The 16,592-nt window shown below is 49.7% G+C and carries 16 protein-coding genes; 6 read left to right on the forward strand and 10 right to left on the reverse strand.

Annotation, left to right across the window (positions count from 1 at the left end):
• The first annotated feature begins 2 nt into the window (after positions 1-2).
• The 3 genes from HW115_RS12565 (at position 3) to HW115_RS12575 (ending at position 2,846) form a co-directional block, all read left to right on the forward strand.
• Positions 3-686, forward strand: a complete 684-nt coding sequence (locus tag HW115_RS12565) for an RraA family protein (RefSeq protein ID WP_178933222.1) — start codon at positions 3-5, stop codon at positions 684-686.
• Between the two features lie 20 nt (positions 687-706).
• The gene (locus tag HW115_RS12570; RefSeq protein ID WP_178933223.1) at positions 707-1,936 is read left to right on the forward strand and encodes an Nramp family divalent metal transporter; all 1,230 of its coding nucleotides are present in this window, start codon (positions 707-709) and stop codon (positions 1,934-1,936) included.
• A 268-nt stretch (positions 1,937-2,204) separates the two neighbouring features.
• The gene (locus HW115_RS12575; RefSeq protein ID WP_178933224.1) at positions 2,205-2,846 is read left to right on the forward strand and encodes a PEP-CTERM sorting domain-containing protein; all 642 of its coding nucleotides are present in this window, start codon (positions 2,205-2,207) and stop codon (positions 2,844-2,846) included.
• Between the two features lie 75 nt (positions 2,847-2,921).
• On the opposite strand, the gene HW115_RS12580 is transcribed toward HW115_RS12575, so the two are convergent.
• Positions 2,922-3,260 carry a magnesium chelatase subunit ChlI family protein gene (locus tag HW115_RS12580; RefSeq protein ID WP_227021475.1) on the reverse strand — a complete coding sequence of 113 codons (339 nt, stop codon included), beginning with the start codon at positions 3,258-3,260 and terminating at the stop codon, positions 2,922-2,924.
• A 77-nt stretch (positions 3,261-3,337) separates the two neighbouring features.
• Positions 3,338-4,366: a helix-turn-helix domain-containing protein gene (locus HW115_RS12585; protein ID WP_178933225.1), complete on the reverse strand. Its 1,029-nt coding sequence runs from the start codon at positions 4,364-4,366 to the stop codon at positions 3,338-3,340.
• 205 nt (positions 4,367-4,571) lie between these two features.
• On the opposite strand from HW115_RS12585, the gene HW115_RS12590 reads away from it, so the two are divergent.
• A complete protein-coding gene (locus HW115_RS12590) occupies positions 4,572-5,015 on the forward strand; it encodes a DUF4345 domain-containing protein (RefSeq protein ID WP_178933226.1) in 444 nt (147 codons plus the stop codon).
• 89 nt (positions 5,016-5,104) lie between these two features.
• On the opposite strand, the gene HW115_RS12595 is transcribed toward HW115_RS12590, so the two are convergent.
• Both HW115_RS12595 and HW115_RS12600 read right to left on the reverse strand, forming a co-directional pair.
• Positions 5,105-5,773, reverse strand: a complete 669-nt coding sequence (locus HW115_RS12595; protein WP_178933227.1) for a Rossmann-fold NAD(P)-binding domain-containing protein — start codon at positions 5,771-5,773, stop codon at positions 5,105-5,107.
• 27 nt (positions 5,774-5,800) lie between these two features.
• The gene (locus tag HW115_RS12600; protein WP_425498140.1) at positions 5,801-7,324 is read right to left on the reverse strand and encodes an arylsulfatase; all 1,524 of its coding nucleotides are present in this window, start codon (positions 7,322-7,324) and stop codon (positions 5,801-5,803) included.
• Positions 7,325-7,509: 185 nt separating this feature from the next.
• On the opposite strand from HW115_RS12600, the gene HW115_RS12605 reads away from it, so the two are divergent.
• The gene (locus HW115_RS12605) at positions 7,510-8,379 is read left to right on the forward strand and encodes a DUF302 domain-containing protein (protein ID WP_227021511.1); all 870 of its coding nucleotides are present in this window, start codon (positions 7,510-7,512) and stop codon (positions 8,377-8,379) included.
• Positions 8,380-8,445: 66 nt separating this feature from the next.
• On the opposite strand, the gene HW115_RS12610 is transcribed toward HW115_RS12605, so the two are convergent.
• Entirely contained in the window at positions 8,446-9,984 is a 1,539-nt protein-coding gene (locus tag HW115_RS12610; RefSeq protein WP_178933229.1) for a YifB family Mg chelatase-like AAA ATPase, read from the reverse strand.
• A gap of 566 nt (positions 9,985-10,550) precedes the next feature.
• On the opposite strand from HW115_RS12610, the gene HW115_RS12615 reads away from it, so the two are divergent.
• Positions 10,551-11,417 (forward strand): sigma-70 family RNA polymerase sigma factor, encoded by an 867-nt coding sequence (locus tag HW115_RS12615; RefSeq protein ID WP_178933230.1) that lies wholly within the window; start codon positions 10,551-10,553, stop codon positions 11,415-11,417.
• A gap of 151 nt (positions 11,418-11,568) precedes the next feature.
• On the opposite strand, the gene HW115_RS12620 is transcribed toward HW115_RS12615, so the two are convergent.
• The 5 genes from HW115_RS12620 to HW115_RS12640 form a co-directional block, all read right to left on the reverse strand.
• A complete protein-coding gene (locus HW115_RS12620) occupies positions 11,569-12,843 on the reverse strand; it encodes a valine--pyruvate transaminase (protein WP_178933231.1) in 1,275 nt (424 codons plus the stop codon).
• Between the two features lie 126 nt (positions 12,844-12,969).
• On the reverse strand, positions 12,970-13,461 hold the full coding sequence (locus HW115_RS12625; RefSeq protein WP_178933232.1) for a hypothetical protein: 492 nt from the start codon (positions 13,459-13,461) through the stop codon (positions 12,970-12,972).
• A 33-nt stretch (positions 13,462-13,494) separates the two neighbouring features.
• Positions 13,495-14,388 carry an SDR family oxidoreductase gene (locus tag HW115_RS12630; RefSeq protein WP_178933233.1) on the reverse strand — a complete coding sequence of 298 codons (894 nt, stop codon included), beginning with the start codon at positions 14,386-14,388 and terminating at the stop codon, positions 13,495-13,497.
• 29 nt (positions 14,389-14,417) lie between these two features.
• On the reverse strand, positions 14,418-14,726 hold the full coding sequence (locus tag HW115_RS12635) for a hypothetical protein (protein ID WP_178933234.1): 309 nt from the start codon (positions 14,724-14,726) through the stop codon (positions 14,418-14,420).
• 90 nt (positions 14,727-14,816) lie between these two features.
• Entirely contained in the window at positions 14,817-16,382 is a 1,566-nt protein-coding gene (locus tag HW115_RS12640; RefSeq protein WP_178933235.1) for an RtcB family protein, read from the reverse strand.
• Between the last annotated feature and the right edge of the window lie 210 nt (positions 16,383-16,592).

Raw genomic sequence — 16,592 nt, forward strand, 5'->3', positions numbered from 1 at the left:
CCATGAGCACAACAAACGACCAAACCTTGCTAGACACCATCCGGGAAGAATTGTTCACCTGCGTGGTGGGCGATGTCATGGATGCGATGGGCCACCTGCACCAATACCTGCCACCACAGATCCGGCCGGTATCCGAACACATGCGCATTGTCGGCCGGGCCAAAACTGTTCTGGAAGCCGACTGCTCCGGGCGCCGCGTCCACCACGAGGACCGCGACCACGCCTTTGGTGTGATGTTTGACGCCCTCGACAGCCTGAAGGAAAACGAAGTCTACATTTGCACCGGTTCCTCACCCAACTATGCCTGCTGGGGAGAACTGATGAGCACAGCCGCCATGCACCGGGGTGCCGCTGGAGCGGTGGTGGAAGGTTACTCACGCGACACCAGCGGAATCCGATCCCTCGACTTCCCTTCTTTTTCGATGGGGTTTTACGGGCAAGATCAGGGCATGCGTGGCCGGGTCATCGATTACGACTGCCCGATCGAGTTCAGCAACAAGGTCCTCGTGAACCCAGGCGATATTGTCTTCGGTGATATTGATGGCGTCGTCATCATTCCACGCGAAATTGAAACAGAGGTCATTGATGCCGCTTTGGAAAAGGTCCGGGGTGAAAACATGGTGCGTAAACTCATCGAAGAAGGTATGCCCACACGTCAGGTCTGGGATGAATACGGGATCATGTAATCCTACAACCAGCGAGAAGTATGAAAAAGTTTCTTCTATCGGTCATGCCGGGGATCTTCCTCATCGGCTACAACATTGGAACCGGCAGCCTGACCGCCATGAGCAAAGCCGGAGCCAACTTTGGCTGTGACCTTCTCTGGGCCGTTCTACTCAGCTGCCTGATCACCTGGTATCTGATCAGCTTTTTCAGCCGCTTCACCATGGTGACTGGCCTGACCGCCATGGAGGCCTTTCGGCGCCATATCCACCCCGCCTACGCATGGACACTTTGGGCCGCCCTGTCCGTCATCATCCTATCCGCCCTGATGGCTATGATCGGACTCTTAACGGATGTCATCACCGTCTGGAGCAACGAAGTTGGCGTCGGCAACCCGAGCCGGGCACTGGTCGGCAGCCTCATCGCCCTCTTGGTCTTAAGCCTGATTCTGATAGGAAACAGCAAACGGTTTGAAATCATCCTCAGTATCCTCGTCGCGCTCATGGGCATCGCCTTCATCGGCTCCGCCATTTGGTTTTTCCCGGGAGCCGAAACCGTGCTGGCAGGATTAATTCCCAAATTGCCTGACGTAGCCGAAGGCAGCGATAACAGCGCTATGGTGATTCTCGCCGGCATGGTGGGCACCACCGTTTCAGTTTTCGCCCTGTTGATTCGCAGCGGACAAGTCAAAGACCACGGCTGGACCATGGACGACTGGAAAACCCAAAAACGAGATGCCGCGGTCAGTGCTTCAATGATGTTTATCCTAAGTGCAGCCGTCATGATGACAGCAACCAGCACCCTACACGCCGGAGGACATAAAATGAATCACATCAAAGAAATGATCCCCATGCTCAAACCTATTTTCGGTTCGGCAGCCCTGTTTGTCTTTGTGATTGGTATTATGGCAGCCGGAATCTCCTCCCATCTTCCTAACATGATGGTCATCCCGTGGCTCTGTGACGACATCCATGGCAAAGCTCGGAATACGCAAACCACTCAAAAACGAGTTCTTTTTGTGGGGTTAACCATCATCAGCATCCTTGGTGTCCTGATGGCCCGTCCCGTCTTTTTACTTCTCCTGTCCCAAGCTGGCATTTCCATCGTCATGCCCATGGCTCTGCTGGGGCTGATTTACCTCTCAGCGAGAAAAGACATTCTCACATCCCACCGTCCGTCAAAAGCCGAGTGGGTAAGCCTGACGCTGATCGCCTTATTCTCATTGTTTATGGGACTTCAGGGAATTCAAGGGCTCATCTCAGATCTCTTCTGATCCTCGGCCCGACCATCACCGCAACCGAGGAACAGCAACCGAGCCTTGATGAACAGGCGCTCGAAGATCGAGTTCACCGGCAAACCTGAGCCCACCCCACCTGCTCGTTCGTGGCGATGCCCACCTGATTCCCCCCAACGGGGGAAAGCAAAATATGCACACTATCGAGCAATTTACGAACATTGATGGCTATTCTAATTCTGCCACTTCTGTGCTCTAATGATAGAGCTAACATTATTCATTCATCAAAATTAGAAATGGAGCCCTCATGGCTACTTCAAACAAGGCGAAACATAACTCCCATGGCTTAACCAAGACTCTGTCTGCCATCGGAGCGGCGGTAATCACCGTCACAGCAGCAACACATGCTGCCACTGTCCAAATCACATTCACCAACAACCATGTGATTAACAATAATGTAGGGGATCTCATGTTTGCAGACTTAACAGGAGACAACATCGATGACATTGTTCTGGGGGCGGTTTCCAAACCTCCTTTCAGCACAAATGGCATTCAACGCTCGATCGCGGGCAGACAAGCTGTAGCTGACCAGACCTTCATCTCTGGTGTTGGCTATTTCTACGGAGCACAAGCGGCAGGATCTAACTCTGAAGCATCCAGTAGAAGTCTGGCACAACAATATTACCTTATGTCGATTCCTATTACAGACGCCCGAATCAATGGTGGAACCCCTACCACAGCCTGGATGGAAACGCATGCATCAGCAAGCTCTGGAAATTACAAAATAACAATCACGCGCCTTGTCTTCGACGACGCCAGCACCGCAGCCCCCTCAGGAGTGACCGCCAATGGCGCCGCCTTTGCCGAATGGGTTCCCGTGCCAGAACCCTCATCAACAGCCCTTTTCGGCCTCGGCAGTTTGGCGCTGCTAATCCGCCGTCGTGGCTAAATCATCCGTCAGCCCTGCCTCTTCTCGCAAGCCCCCCCAATGCCAGGGGCGGGCTTGTTGATTTCCCCCTTTCATTTACATCATCAACTTTCGATCCAACGTCCGATATTGGATCGCTTCCAGCACATCGGCAGCATCAATGGCTTCGCGCCCTGCCAAATCCGCCAGTGTGCGTGCCACTTTAAGAATCCGATCATGTGCCCGGGCTGAAAAATTCAACTCGTTCATCGCATGTTCGAGATACCCGGATGCGGTCGCATCAATCTGGCACACCTCACGCATTACGTTACTCGGCATCGCCGCATTGCAAGTCACCCCATCATATTTTGCAAATCGCTCAATCTGCCTCTGCCGCGCTGCCACCACACGCTCACGCACAAGTCCAGAGCTCTCACCCTCATCTCTTGAGCTCAAATCCTTATAATCCACCGCGGGGACCTCGACATGCAGATCGATCCGATCTAATAAAAGTCGATTTTGTAAGTCGCTAGTCAGCTCGAAGGTTGATGCTTTTTGCGATATTGATATGGTGTTATATTTTCGTAACTTTTAAAAAAGCGGCGGAAATTATTGTCACTAGAAAAGCCAAGCACCTCGGCGACTTTCCATGTCTCAAGCCGAGTCTCCAGTAACAACCGCAAAGCATGATCACGCCTCAGGTCATCGTAAATTTTTTGAAATGTAAGCCCTTTCTTTTTCAATTTTCTGAATAGTGTTGCCCTGCTCATACTAAGCGCAGAGGCGACCGATTCCGCCGATATTTCCTTGGATCCAATTCGATTGACCAGAATTCCTTTTACGGTTTGCTCCAAATCCTCGGTACTAGGTCGCTGTTGAATTTGTTGGTCAGCACTTTTACGGATCAGTTCCAACACTTGAGGATCACGTTGGCGAAATGGTCGCTGATAAATTTCTAAATCATTATAGAGCACGGAGCTCGGCATGCCTAGGGTCAACTTTTTCGTTCCATAATGATGCCAATAGAGGTCTTTATCCACCTGCTTACGCATGGTATCATGTTTGATGACCTGTAGCGGCTTTCCACTAAGCCGAATCAAGCTGGCATTATAAAATAACAATACAAAATCGGCAAAATGGACCTTTCCTTGATGCTGGCTGTGTACTTGAACGCCCACTTCAAAGAAGCCCCGCTGTTCACCTTGAGTCAGCGTAAAGCCGCCCATTTTATAAAGCTGGTTATACTTCTCATAATGCTGCTCAAATTCTCTCATGTTCTCAGACAGAGCCATCACACTGCCATATAAATTGGGGTAAAAATAGAAGGCTTCAGCATCAAAATACCGCATCACAAAAAAAGGATCATCTAGTAAATCGGCCACTCGTAGGAAAATATCCAGTATTTTCACCTGGGGGATAAACTCGCTCGGGCCTTTATCTCGAAGTCCGATCCCAGCCCATTGGTAGCAATCATCCCAATTCACGGGTGCCGATCGCAATAAAGTGCGAATCATATGAAGCACTTGGCGGTCAATATGCTCTGCTTGCAATACGTTAGACATGGGATATTATAAGTCTGTGTTCATCCTTGATGGGGTCACATGAAAACTAGCTCAATTCACCTGATCAGGCCAGCTCCAATGAGACGATATGAATGAAAATTGAGACGATGGCATCGCTTACGACTTCTTTTATGAGATAGCTTGAACTCGTCAACGGAAGCACAAGGCCCCCAGTGACATCATATAACAACCAACATAACGAACAATGCAACTCAACCAAACACCCCATAACAAAGTTACGAAATGCCAAAAGGTTTTCCTTATCGCTGCTGCAGTCGGTCTTACTCCAATTGCTTTATCCTATGGAGTTAATCCGAGCACTTCTCTATCCGCTATGTTTGATCTTACAATAGAGTCGACCAACGGAACACATATCTTCCGTGCTGTCATGGGGCTTTACCTTGCCATGGTTACATTCTGGCTCATGGGAGCTAAAAATGATCATTTTACTCGTCCCGCATTATTAAGTTTGATTGTATTCATGCTGGGTCTGGCTGGAGGAAGGGTTCTCAGTCTAGCTCTGGATGGACCAGGGCATTGGTTACTTACTGGCTATATGCTAACTGAGCTGGCTTTCGGCTTTATCGGTATCAAGCTCCTTCAACAAAATGGCAAATGCGGTTTAAAAACAACGCAACCAAACAGCTAACTATACCTGACAAATTTCAAGTTGAAGCTCAGAAGCCCTGTCGAGAAATACTCGCAGGGCTTTTTCTTTATCTCCTCGATTATAAGCCATCAATCTCGATTAAGTTGCATAGCCCCAATTTCGAGGGACTCAATAATTCGCACCCCTGGGCCACTACTACCAAGTTGACTGACAATAAATGCGGCGACATTTTCTACATGCATGGGCTTCCACTTTCTCAATGCAGGAATCAACAGTGCCGCACCTTTTAATAATGGCACCGCGATCATTTCGGCAAGGCGGAAGTCCTGCCGTTTAGCTCCGTAAAAAAGAGAAGGTCGGTAAATAACCAATGTCTCAAACCCATGGTCTGTTAACCTGCTTTCCATTTCAGCCTTGGACCGCAGATAATAGCTCCCAGCTTTCGCATCAGCCCCCAATGAGCTGACGACATGTAACTCTTTTGTTCCAGCAACCTTCAAACTCTTGGCTACTCGGTCAACGAGTTCCACATCGACTTGATAAAAAGCATCTTTTGATCCCGCCTGCTTTAAGGTCGTTCCCAAACAAATGATACCTATGTGGCAATGATCAACCTCAGTGCCAAGACCACTAATATCATCAGTAACAAACATAGTTGCTCTGCTCTGAAAACTATCAATGCGTCGTCTTAGCACTAAATGCAAATCAGCCTTAAGCTCACACAATTGATCCGCGACTAAACCTCCGATTACACCTCCTGCTCCAAACAGCACGACACGTGTATTATGAGCAAACATAGATATAATTAGATTGGTGCGTGTGGATCATTGGCCAACACCAGCTCCTCCTTCTAGAGCTTCCTCAAGTGTACCCGCATTTTTCTCTGCTCTTTTAGACGCCGCAGGCCACTTCTTGAAAGTCAATAGATGTCTTTGAACCACGCGTTGAGCTGGCCCAAACGCCCACATTTTTTTACCCATCCATTCGACATACATTCCTGATTCTTCAGCAGCCCTTTCGAGAGGGTCTTGTCGTAAATTGAACAACAACGGAGCGGTGAGAGCTTCTTTTGCTCCTGACCAACCGTGGTTCTGCACAATGAAATGAGCCTTCCAATCACCATAGCGCACTGCCTGTAACGTTGTTCTCTCATAGTAGAGAATCTCCTTACGCTTTGACTGGCCTTTACCAGCTATCATTTCCATTTGATTGTATCCGTCTAGATGAGCCTTGTGCCCCTTATAGCCAGTTAACAACTTTTCTTGAAGATCTGCAGGTCCTCCTGCAGCTGCAACCAAGGTAGGAAGAAGATCCATAGCATCAATAATACCATTATTAACAGATCCAGACTCAATTTTTCCTGGCCAACGAACTAACAAAGGAACCCTCACTCCTCCTTCCCACGTCGTCCCTTTCTCGCCATGAAACGGGGTCATTCCTCCGTCAGGCCAAGTTAGGATTTCAGGGCCGTTATCAGCTGAAAAAATAACAATCGTATTGTTTGCCACACCAAGTTTATCCAGTTCATCCAATACTTCGCCAACATGATCATCCAAGTCTTTCATCACCACCTCTTGAAGCCCTTGCCCATCAACACCGAGCTGCGCTTTATACTTGGGTGAAAGGTGAGTCCATACATGCGCGCGGGATGGACAATGCCAGACGAAAAACGGCTCTTTTTTAGCCACCGAGTCCCTGATGAATTTTAACGTATGTTTATTCACCTCATCATCTAAAGTCTTCATGCGTTCGGGAGGTAGCGGGCCGTCGTCTTCAATACGCTGTTTGCCCGGTCCAGTCGACCATGCATGAATCACATTGCGAGGTGCAAACTGCTTGGCTTCCTCTCCTTTCGGAAATTCAGGATCAGACGTATACTCCATTGCATTGAGATGATATAACCACCCCCAAAATTCATCGAACCCATGCATTGTAGGGAGAAATTCATCACGATCACCTAAATGGTTTTTGCCAAATTGACCTGTCCGGTATCCCTGTATCTTGAGTAGTTCAGGCAACGTGGGGGTGTCAGGATTAAGGCCGATAGGATCACCGGGTAGACCGACAGTATGTAGTCCAGTTCTAACGGGGAATTGGCCGGTAATCATGGCTGATCTTCCAGCGGTGCAAGTTGGCTGGGCATAATAATCCGTAAAAAGTGCGCCCTCCTTGGCTAAACGGTCAATATTGGGTGTGCGACTGCTCATTAATCCTCGATGATAGGCTCCAACATTCAACATACCTACATCATCAGTTAGTATGATCAGGATGTTGGGTGGTGCAGATTCTGCTATCACCGTTTCCCCAGCTAAGAACAAGCCAGCGCAAAGACTGAACATCGTGTTTATTGTTTTCATGGTTTATAAAATGGTTACTGGTCGGAAGATTACACTAACGATGTGAATACATCAACTTGTAAATTTGTCATCTTGACTCAGATGTTTTTGAATCTATAGTTTCAGACCCTCATTCAGTATTTTAACAATTTCTCCCTCAAATAATGAAACTAACATCACAGCCCCTCACCATGCTAATGGCATCGTCACTCATACTATGCTCACATTTAGCCGCTCAAGAAAACCAACCGAGTCACAAATACGCGAAAGTTGATCAACTCTATGAATCGATCTCGCCACATTGGAAAGCATTCAAGCTTATCACGGAAATCGACCATTCCCGACTAGCTGAAAAAGCAGGAGCTACGATGCCTCCTGCGAAAGTTGCCATTTTTTCAGACACCAAGGTTAACTCGATTCTCATGCAAATTAACCCCATGGTCGGCATCGATTTGCCCCATAAAATACTTGTGTTTTCAGAAGGAGACACATCCAAAGCCAAAATAGCAACTCCGCGGGCCGCTTTTCTCAAAAAAAGGCATCACCTTGCAGATCAAAAAGCTGTTAAACCACTTCTACAATACGATACGAATCTTAAAAAGATTCTCGATGGTGTTCCGCCTTCCTCTTTTGCTCCCATTCAGCTTGAAACGGTGAAGCAAGGTTTTGGAATCATTACCATTAACTCCAATTTTAATTTTGCGGAATCTATTCAGCGCATTAAAAAAGTCGTGCTTTCCCAAGGTGACACTGTTTGGTTTGCTGATCTCAATTACCAAGCCGATGCAGCACAACTCGGAATCACTATCAGGCCCGCAACCCTTCTGCTCTTCGGTGGTCCGCGCCCTGGCGCTATGGCCATGGCCAAAGCTCCCAAGCTAGGACTCGATGCCTTCTGCCAAAAACTCTTGGTCCTAGAGGACGGAGACGGCAAGGTGAGCATCCACTACAACAGCATTACCGAGTTCGCAAAACTTCATTATGATGTAAGCAGCAAGCCACAAGAGGTGATCAACACGCGCCTCGAAGCAACGTTTAAAAAAGCACTCTCAAAACCCTCCAAGTAAGTTATAGTTGATCGATAAGCGGAACCTCACAATCGACTAACGCATTAAATGCATGAATCGGCTAACTCACATCATGAGCTTTCGGTCCAAGGTCCGGTATTGGATCGCTTCCAAGATATGCTGAGGCTGAATATTTTCAGACGCTTCCAGATCGGCCAGTGTTCTGGCAACTTTGAGAATGCGGTCGTATGCACGTGCTGAGAAATTGAGGTTGGTCATGGCGTGTTCTAGATAGCCCGATGCAGTGGCATCAATCTGGCAATGCCGGTGCATGAGTTTACTGGGCATATCGGCATTAGTCCTGATGTTAGGGTGAGCCACAAATCGCGTTTCTTGAATCGTGCGCGCAGCTTGCACGCGCTTGCGGACCGTTGCGGATGATTCCCCTGTTTGTTGAGATGAAAGATCTTTGTATTCAACGATGGGGACTTCAACGTGGATGTCCAGGCGGTCCAACAGCGGGCCACTGATTCGCTGCCGGTAACGTTCAACCTGGGGAGGAGAACATCGACACTCCCTTTTCGGATCTCCATAATAACCACAAGGACATGGATTCATCGCGGCCACCACCATGCACTGGCAAGGGAAAGTCAAACTCCCGGCGGCTCTTGAAATGGTCACTTTCCCATCTTCGATTGGCTGCCTCATCACCTCCAGCGTCTGGCGCCTGAATTCAGGCAACTCATCCAGAAAAAGAACCCCATGGTGAGCCAAAGACACTTCCCCAGGACCAGGCATCGTTCCACCCCCTAACAATCCAACATCCGATATCGTATGGTGAGGGGCCCTGAACGGCCTGGTCACCAGCAAGGCGTCCTCCTTGCTTAACATTCCAGCGATGGAATGAATCTTTGTCGCCTCAATCGCTTCCTCCTCGGTAGGATCCGGCAAAATCGTCGGCAAGCGTTTGGCGATCATCGATTTACCGGTTCCCGGAGGTCCGATCATAAGCAAATTATGAAAGCCCGCCGCCGCTACTTCCAGCGCCCGTTTCACCTGATACTGCCCCTTGACGTCCTCCAAACCGATTTCAGCATGCCGACTCGCAGCAAATAACTCGCGCTGATCAAGGAAAAAGGGCTTCATCAGCCGCTGCCCGGTTAACAAATCCCATGCTTCGCGCAAGTTCTCCACGCCATACACCTCCACACCTTCAACGATGGCAGCCTCACGCGCATTCGCCAATGGGACAATCACGCGAGTGCGGCCCCGCCGCTTGGCCTCGATCACCATCGGCAACACACCTCGAATCGGCCTGACCATACCATCCAATGCCAACTCGCCAGCAATACTGTACAGCTCCGGGTGAAGCACCCTCTCGTTCTCTGAGGTCAAGGCCAGAGCCAAGGCAATCGGCAAATCAAAACGAGGGCCTTCTTTTTTTAGATCCGCCGGGGCTAAATTAACGGTTTTCACCCCATCCGCCCAGGATAAGGCGGAATTTGCCAAAGCTGCAGTCACCCGCTGCGAACTCTCGCGCACCGCCGCATCCGGTAATCCCACCACATTGATTTGAGGTTTTTCTGCCCGAAACGCACCGACTTCAACTTCCACCTCAATGCCGTCGACCCCTAAAATGGCAGATGAATACAAGCGGATAACCATACCCGGCAAACTAACAAAACCAGACTAACAAGGTAAAGCGCCAATTCCGTCCTCCAGGTCAAAAATAAGCATCCAAAAAAATGAGCACGTCCGCACCCCAAAAATGGGCCACCCCATCAGCAGTCCCTTCCGTCCTCCCCCCCTCTTTTTCGGCCCGATTCACCGACAAGGACCCAATTTCAATCCCAAAAGCAATAAACTACTCCATTTTTGCATCCTCTCAAGTCACTTAAAACCAACAATTTAGAATCATTCTAAAAAAATAATGAATAAATTCCCTGCTCAGGCATCCAATACTTGTGGGAAACGAAAATTACATAGTGATGACATTTTTACACAAAAATAACTCATGTTACGGCGTTTAACCCTATGGAAATGATAACATAGCAGAAAGATGACGAAACGAGTGTTTTACCAAGGCCGATGAAACAAATGCATGAAGATCCATCAAAGAGCTCCTGCAAAACCCCAAAAAGCCCCGCCTAAACACACTCATTAATGAAACAAAACCTCACTCTCCCTTTCTCCCCCCCATTGTTCGAATTAACATCAAACCAAATAAACCAATGTCTAGATTTGAATCAGATACCAGCCTGCGCCTCTACTTAAGAGAGATCGCCAAGACCGACTTACTCACACCTGAGCAAGAAGTCGAACTCGCGGAGCGCATTAAAAAAGGCGACAAAAAAGCACGGACCCACATGATCCGGGCCAACCTGCGTCTGGTCGTGAAAATCGCCCAGGACTACAGTGGCTACGGACTGCCGCTCGCAGACCTTATCTCCGAAGGCAACATCGGACTGATGAAAGCCGTAGAACGCTTCGACCCCAACAAAGGGGGAAAACTCAGCACATACGGATCCTGGTGGATCAAACAGTCCATCAAACGGGCCCTCGCCAATCAAAGCAAAACGATTCGGCTACCAGTCCACATGGTGGACAAAATCGCCCGGATGCGCCGGATTTCCAGTATGATGGCCGAATCCATGGGCCGCGAACCGACCGACAGCGAACTGGCTGAAGAGCTTGGCATCCCACGCCGCAAGCTGGCTTTGCTGAAGCGGGCTTCCAAACGCCCGACCTCACTGAATGCCCCTGTCTATGAAGATGACAGCGGAGAATACAGTGACCTGATCGGTGATGAACGCGCCGTGGACCCATTCGAAGCCCTGGATACCAAAACCATGCACGGAGAACTCGATGAGTTACTCGAGATTCTTGACGAACGTGAGAGCCGGATCATCGGAGCTCGCTTCGGCCTGGATGGTAAAAAACCCATGACTTTGGAGGAAGTAGGAGTCGAATTTGGTGTCACTCGAGAAAGAATTCGACAATTACAGAATATTGCTCTTGCAAAAATGCGAAAAGCATTGCATAGAAAAGAGGAACCGATGCCCGAGCCCGTTCACGGGTCTTTGGCTGAGGCTTCTTAAAATAAAAAATCAATCCGGTGCCTCGTTTGGCACTAGGATTGGGATCGTAGGTGTGAAGAGCGGTAGGGTCAAACCTGCCGCTCTTTTTCTGTACTTGATTCCACCACCTTTTCAGCAGGAACTGCGCCGAAGATGCGGGAGCCGCTCTGAATCAAGAGGCTTCGGAATAAGCCCTGGCAACCTCTTCGGCGATGATTTCAATCCCACCTTTAACGGTGGCTTCGTCCATCGTGTAGGTCATACGAATGCACTCGTTTCGGTGCTGCCAATCAGAGTCATCCAAACCAAAAAAGAAATAGTGGCCGGAAACAATCAGCACGCCCCGGGCTTTTAAGCGCTCATACAGCTCACGGGAACTGATCGGGAGCCCTTCAAACCAGAGCCAGAGGAAGAGAGCCCCTTCACTCAAATGCACCCGGTAGGGCAAGGCATCATCAAAAGCTTCCGCGACCCACTGTCTGGCGGCTTTGGACTTATCAATGTAGTATGGGCGAACCACCTCGTTGCTCAAAGACAGGATCTCCCCGCTTCGCACCAAGGGTTCCATCAGTGCCTGACCGACATTCCCATTGGCGAGGCCCACAATGGCACTCATCGACGCCACGGCTGCGGCCACCTCCTCGTTGGCAACAACGATCCCGGTACGGGTTCCTGGCAGTCCGATCTTGGATAAGCTCAGGGTCAACACAATGTTCTCATCCCACACAGGTTCAGCCTCGGTAAAAATAATATTCGGGAAGGGTGCGCCATAAGCGTTATCAATGATAAGAGGAATCCCGTTTGTTTTAGCCAGCTCCGCCAACTTGGCAATTTCGTTGTCCGTCAACACATTCCCGGTCGGGTTGGTTGGACGGGATACACAAATTGCGGCGACGTCATCATCTACTTTCAGATGATCGAAATCCACCCGGTACTTAAAGTCGTGCTCACCGAGCTTTTCGATGCAGGGTTTGACGGCTCGAAAAATATCCTCTCCAACCGACTGGTTGGCATAACCAATGTATTCAGGAACGAGTGGCAGCAAAATCTTTTTACGGCGCCCATCCTGGAAGGCTCCGGCCAGAGCGTTAAACAAAAAGAAAAAAGCAGTCTGCCCACCGGAGGTCACCGCAATATTTTTAGCGCTGATATCCCAGCCAAAACTCTCCCGGAATAAGTTAGCCAGAGCTTCCAAAAAATGAGGGTTCCCGCGGGGAGGATCATAGTTGGACAGCATTTTTTCAAAAGCTCCGTCAGAGCCCATGATTTCCTGCATTCTTCTGCGCCACAAAGCATTCACTTCGGGAATGTGAGCAGGCTGCCCGCCGCCCAGCATCTTTGTATCAGGGCCACCCAAGGCCATGGCGGTCCCCAAGTCATCCATCAATTCCTCGATTCCACTACCGCCACAAAGGCGCTGCCCAAAGTTTGAAAATTGCTCGCTCATCGTTTATCTGGCATGCGTTACGCTGCAGAGCTAGCAATAAAGCTGTCTTATGACCACCCTAATAAGCGCAAAAAAGCGGTCCCTTTCGGATACCGCCTTTTAAAAAATACACAAATCCAAGCTACCTTACTCAGCCGGACGACTTGGGTCACCTACCTCCGGCGGTTGAATATCAGGAACCTCGGCTGGGGGTGGCACATCAGGTGTCAGCGGAGCCGCACCCGGACCACCCGTTACCTGAACTTCATTGGGAGAACGCTTCTCACCCAACATGACTGATGGGACAAAACCCACATCCCCATTGTTGACCACTTCAACTTTCACATAGGCGCCCTTGGTCGAAATCACCTTCACATCTGTAAAATTTTTCAGCATCTTGTTCGGCTGATCGTCCCCGGTAGGGTAACGGGAAAAAAATGCTGTATTGTCAGAAAGGGTCTGTAAAAACGATCCGGTCGCGTAGGATGGACCTGCAGGGCTTTGATCCCCCGGCATGGCAGCACCGCCAGGAGGATACAATGGATTGTAGGCGTCCCCTCCAGGTAAGGGCTGGTTAAAATCACAGCTCGCCAGCACCAGAGCCAGTGAAGATAGAGAAAAAAGAACCGTTTGTTTCATAGGCACTTATGATGCACCTGAATACGAAAAAGGTCAACGTAATTTCAAATATTCCTCGGCAGCCTCGAGCCAATGACGCGGGATGACATCATGCTCTTCTATCAGCCTAGCAGGTAGCATCGCCGTGTGTACCGGTCGACGCTCTCTGAAAAAATCCACCTTGTGGATGGAGGACTCTACGAACTCTCCTGTCAAAGAAATGTCATCATGCTGTTGAGCCAAACGGCACACCTCCTTCGCATAAGAAAACCAACTTTCAGGAGGGCCCGAATTACACAAATGATATAAGCCACTGGCATTAGCCTGAAGCAAGTGATCCACCCATTCTACAATATCATGGGTATAGGTGGGAACAGAATACTTATCACCAATCAGGTGCTGCACCTGCCCGGATCGAGCCCGCTCTAACACCGAATCAAAATGCGAGCCCCGATTTGATCCGACCGGGCCAAACAGCCAGGAAACGCGGCCAACCAAGGATGAGGCGCAAGCACCTAACACCGCACGCTCTCCTGCTAGTTTTGTTTGACCATACACATTGACTGGAACAGCAGCATCCTCTTCCCTTCTGCGCCCGGGTTCTTCTCCACCAAAAACATAATCCGTGCTAAAGTGCACCATCCGTATCCCCTTTTCTGCTGCGAATTCTGCCATCACCCGGGGAGCATCCACATTCACTTTCCAAGCCAATGAGTCATCATCCAAACAAGCTTCCAAGCCAGAAATGGCAGCGGGGTTAATGATCACATCATACGCCTGCTCTGACCAAAGCCGTTCCAGGCAGGAACGCAGGGCCAGTGTATCCGAAAGGTCCACATCCTGTCGGGTCAAATAGCGAAGGCTGTGGCGGCACTCCGGGTCCTGCCCCCACAACAAACGAAAAGCTCCACCGAGTCTTCCGGTGGAGCCTGTAAGCAAAACATGCATCAACTCAGAGAGTCCGGTGAATACAGTGATTATCCAATGAACATCTCATCCTCGAGATCCGGAAATTCATTACCGGAAACCCCAGCATCACGAATACTCCTCAGTGTCCGCTGGGACCCCCGGCGGGACTGCGGACCGTTCACCTTGTCCACCACAATTTCAACAACAGAGGGAACCAAGGCACAAAGGCCAATCGCAGCCAAAGCAAATGCCACCGGCCGTCTGGCATCACGATGCATTAAATCCCCGACAACAACACCCGCTGCGGCCCCAATCACGGCTGGGGCAAAGGAAGCACTGGTATCAACCCAATTTTTATCTGACTGATCTTGCGACATGCCCTTACCCTACTGCCAGACTACGGATGAGAAAAGCGCAAAGTTCACTATCCGCGACACCAAAACAAGATTCTGATTTCATCACACCACTCACCATTGGTCTTCCTGATGATCATCCATCCAATTGCGCTGGTTGTTTCTCCGCCTCTCTGCCCGGTGCTGCCTTTGACGAATCTGTTTCGGGCTCAGAGGTTTCTCCCCTGGGGCTGGTTTACGTCCCGCCATCATACATCCGCGGGGCTCTATTTTGGCCAACACAGAGGCCAAAGCAAATGTTTCAATCTGTTCCATCACTTTTGCCGCGGGTTTGTATCCCACCGGAGTCTCCGTGATATCTGCCTGCCCCTGGTACCAGCGAACTTTGATACCCTGTGTTGTGCGTTTCATCTCGTCGTCCATTGCCTTCAAATCGAGCTGACCTCTTCGTTTGTATTGCTTCAAGATTCCCCTGCGGGAAAGATTCCGCCCAGCTCCATGAGGGGCAAACGAGTTGAACTCCTGTTGATCACCACCCAAAACAAGCAACACAGGCTCAGCCATATTCAACGGAATCAGTCCTAACCTTGGACGTCCGGAATCATCCTTCCATGCGGGGGTAGCCCCTTTGCCATGCACATACTCACGGCCACGTTGCCAGACAAAGTTATGCTGATTGCCCAACTGCCACAAAGACGCTTGCCCCAGCCCGTCTAAAAACCGCTGGTGAATGCTCGCGTGATTGGCCCGTGTCCAGCGAGATAGATACTGTAACGCCTGCCAATAATCCTGTCCCTGCGAGCTATCAGCATAAATCCATGCCGCCTCCTCAGGAATCCCCCGAGCGTAACGAGCCGTCATTTTTACAGCTGCTTCCAACCCGCGACCATACACGACCGAACCTAATCCCCGTGAACCATGATGCGTAACCAAAACGTTCAACGAACTACCGACATCCTCAAGCAAAGCAGTCGCCATCTCTGCATACCCAGCCTCATTCAACCTGCTCAGCAAGGTTTGGGTTACCTCCATACACCCCAAATAAGCAAAATGATTTCCGTCTCCCTGATCCGCCATATGCCCGAGTGCTTTGGCCTCCAGGCCACGCAAAAAAGGATTCGACCACACAGGCTCATCCAACACCTCGTGGAACACAGGTTCACTCCTAACACCGGGACCAAAACGCGTCGCCTGCTCCAAAACATTTAATTCACTATCAATATCCTGGCCCTGACGATAAAAACTAACAAACATGGAACAACAAATATCGGAACTGTGTGCAGCGGGGATAATAGCATTTTCAGCAACAACCACGCCTCCTACGGGCATACTTGCAGCACCACCACCCACCGGACAGGCGTCTGGCATCAACGACCCTCTGACAACCACCGGACATCTCATCAGCTCCTGCATTTGGCTTCTTACCTTTTGTAAATTCTTATGTTCACTCTCCGTATCGGCCACAATGGCCTCAGACAAAACAACAGGAGCATCCCCCGCCCCACGCATCGAGAGTGATGCATACGCATCGGGAAACTCCCTGCGTAACAGTTTCATTACATACTTAACATCCGAAATTCCTTTTTCCTGCATGATCAGGGAGGCTCGGTTCATAATCAAATCGAGCCTGTGGTCATTCGCCCAGCCGGCCTCGATAAAATCCAATCGATTCAGTTTCATTTTCTTTTCTTCCTCTATCAGTAAAAAATTCAGAGGGATCACCTGACAGACATCATCCCACCATCGATCGAATTCTGTTTTTCACGTTCCGCTATCGAACAACCATGCTGATTGACGACGGGTTACTTGCCCCTCGGATCAATCAAGCCGAGGAGTCGGCTGTTGTAATCAATCAAGCAGAAGCTACAAACAAAAATCCACACAACGCCC

It is taken from the genome of Oceaniferula marina (assembly GCF_013391475.1).
In the GTDB taxonomy this organism is placed as follows: domain Bacteria; phylum Verrucomicrobiota; class Verrucomicrobiia; order Verrucomicrobiales; family Akkermansiaceae; genus Oceaniferula; species Oceaniferula marina.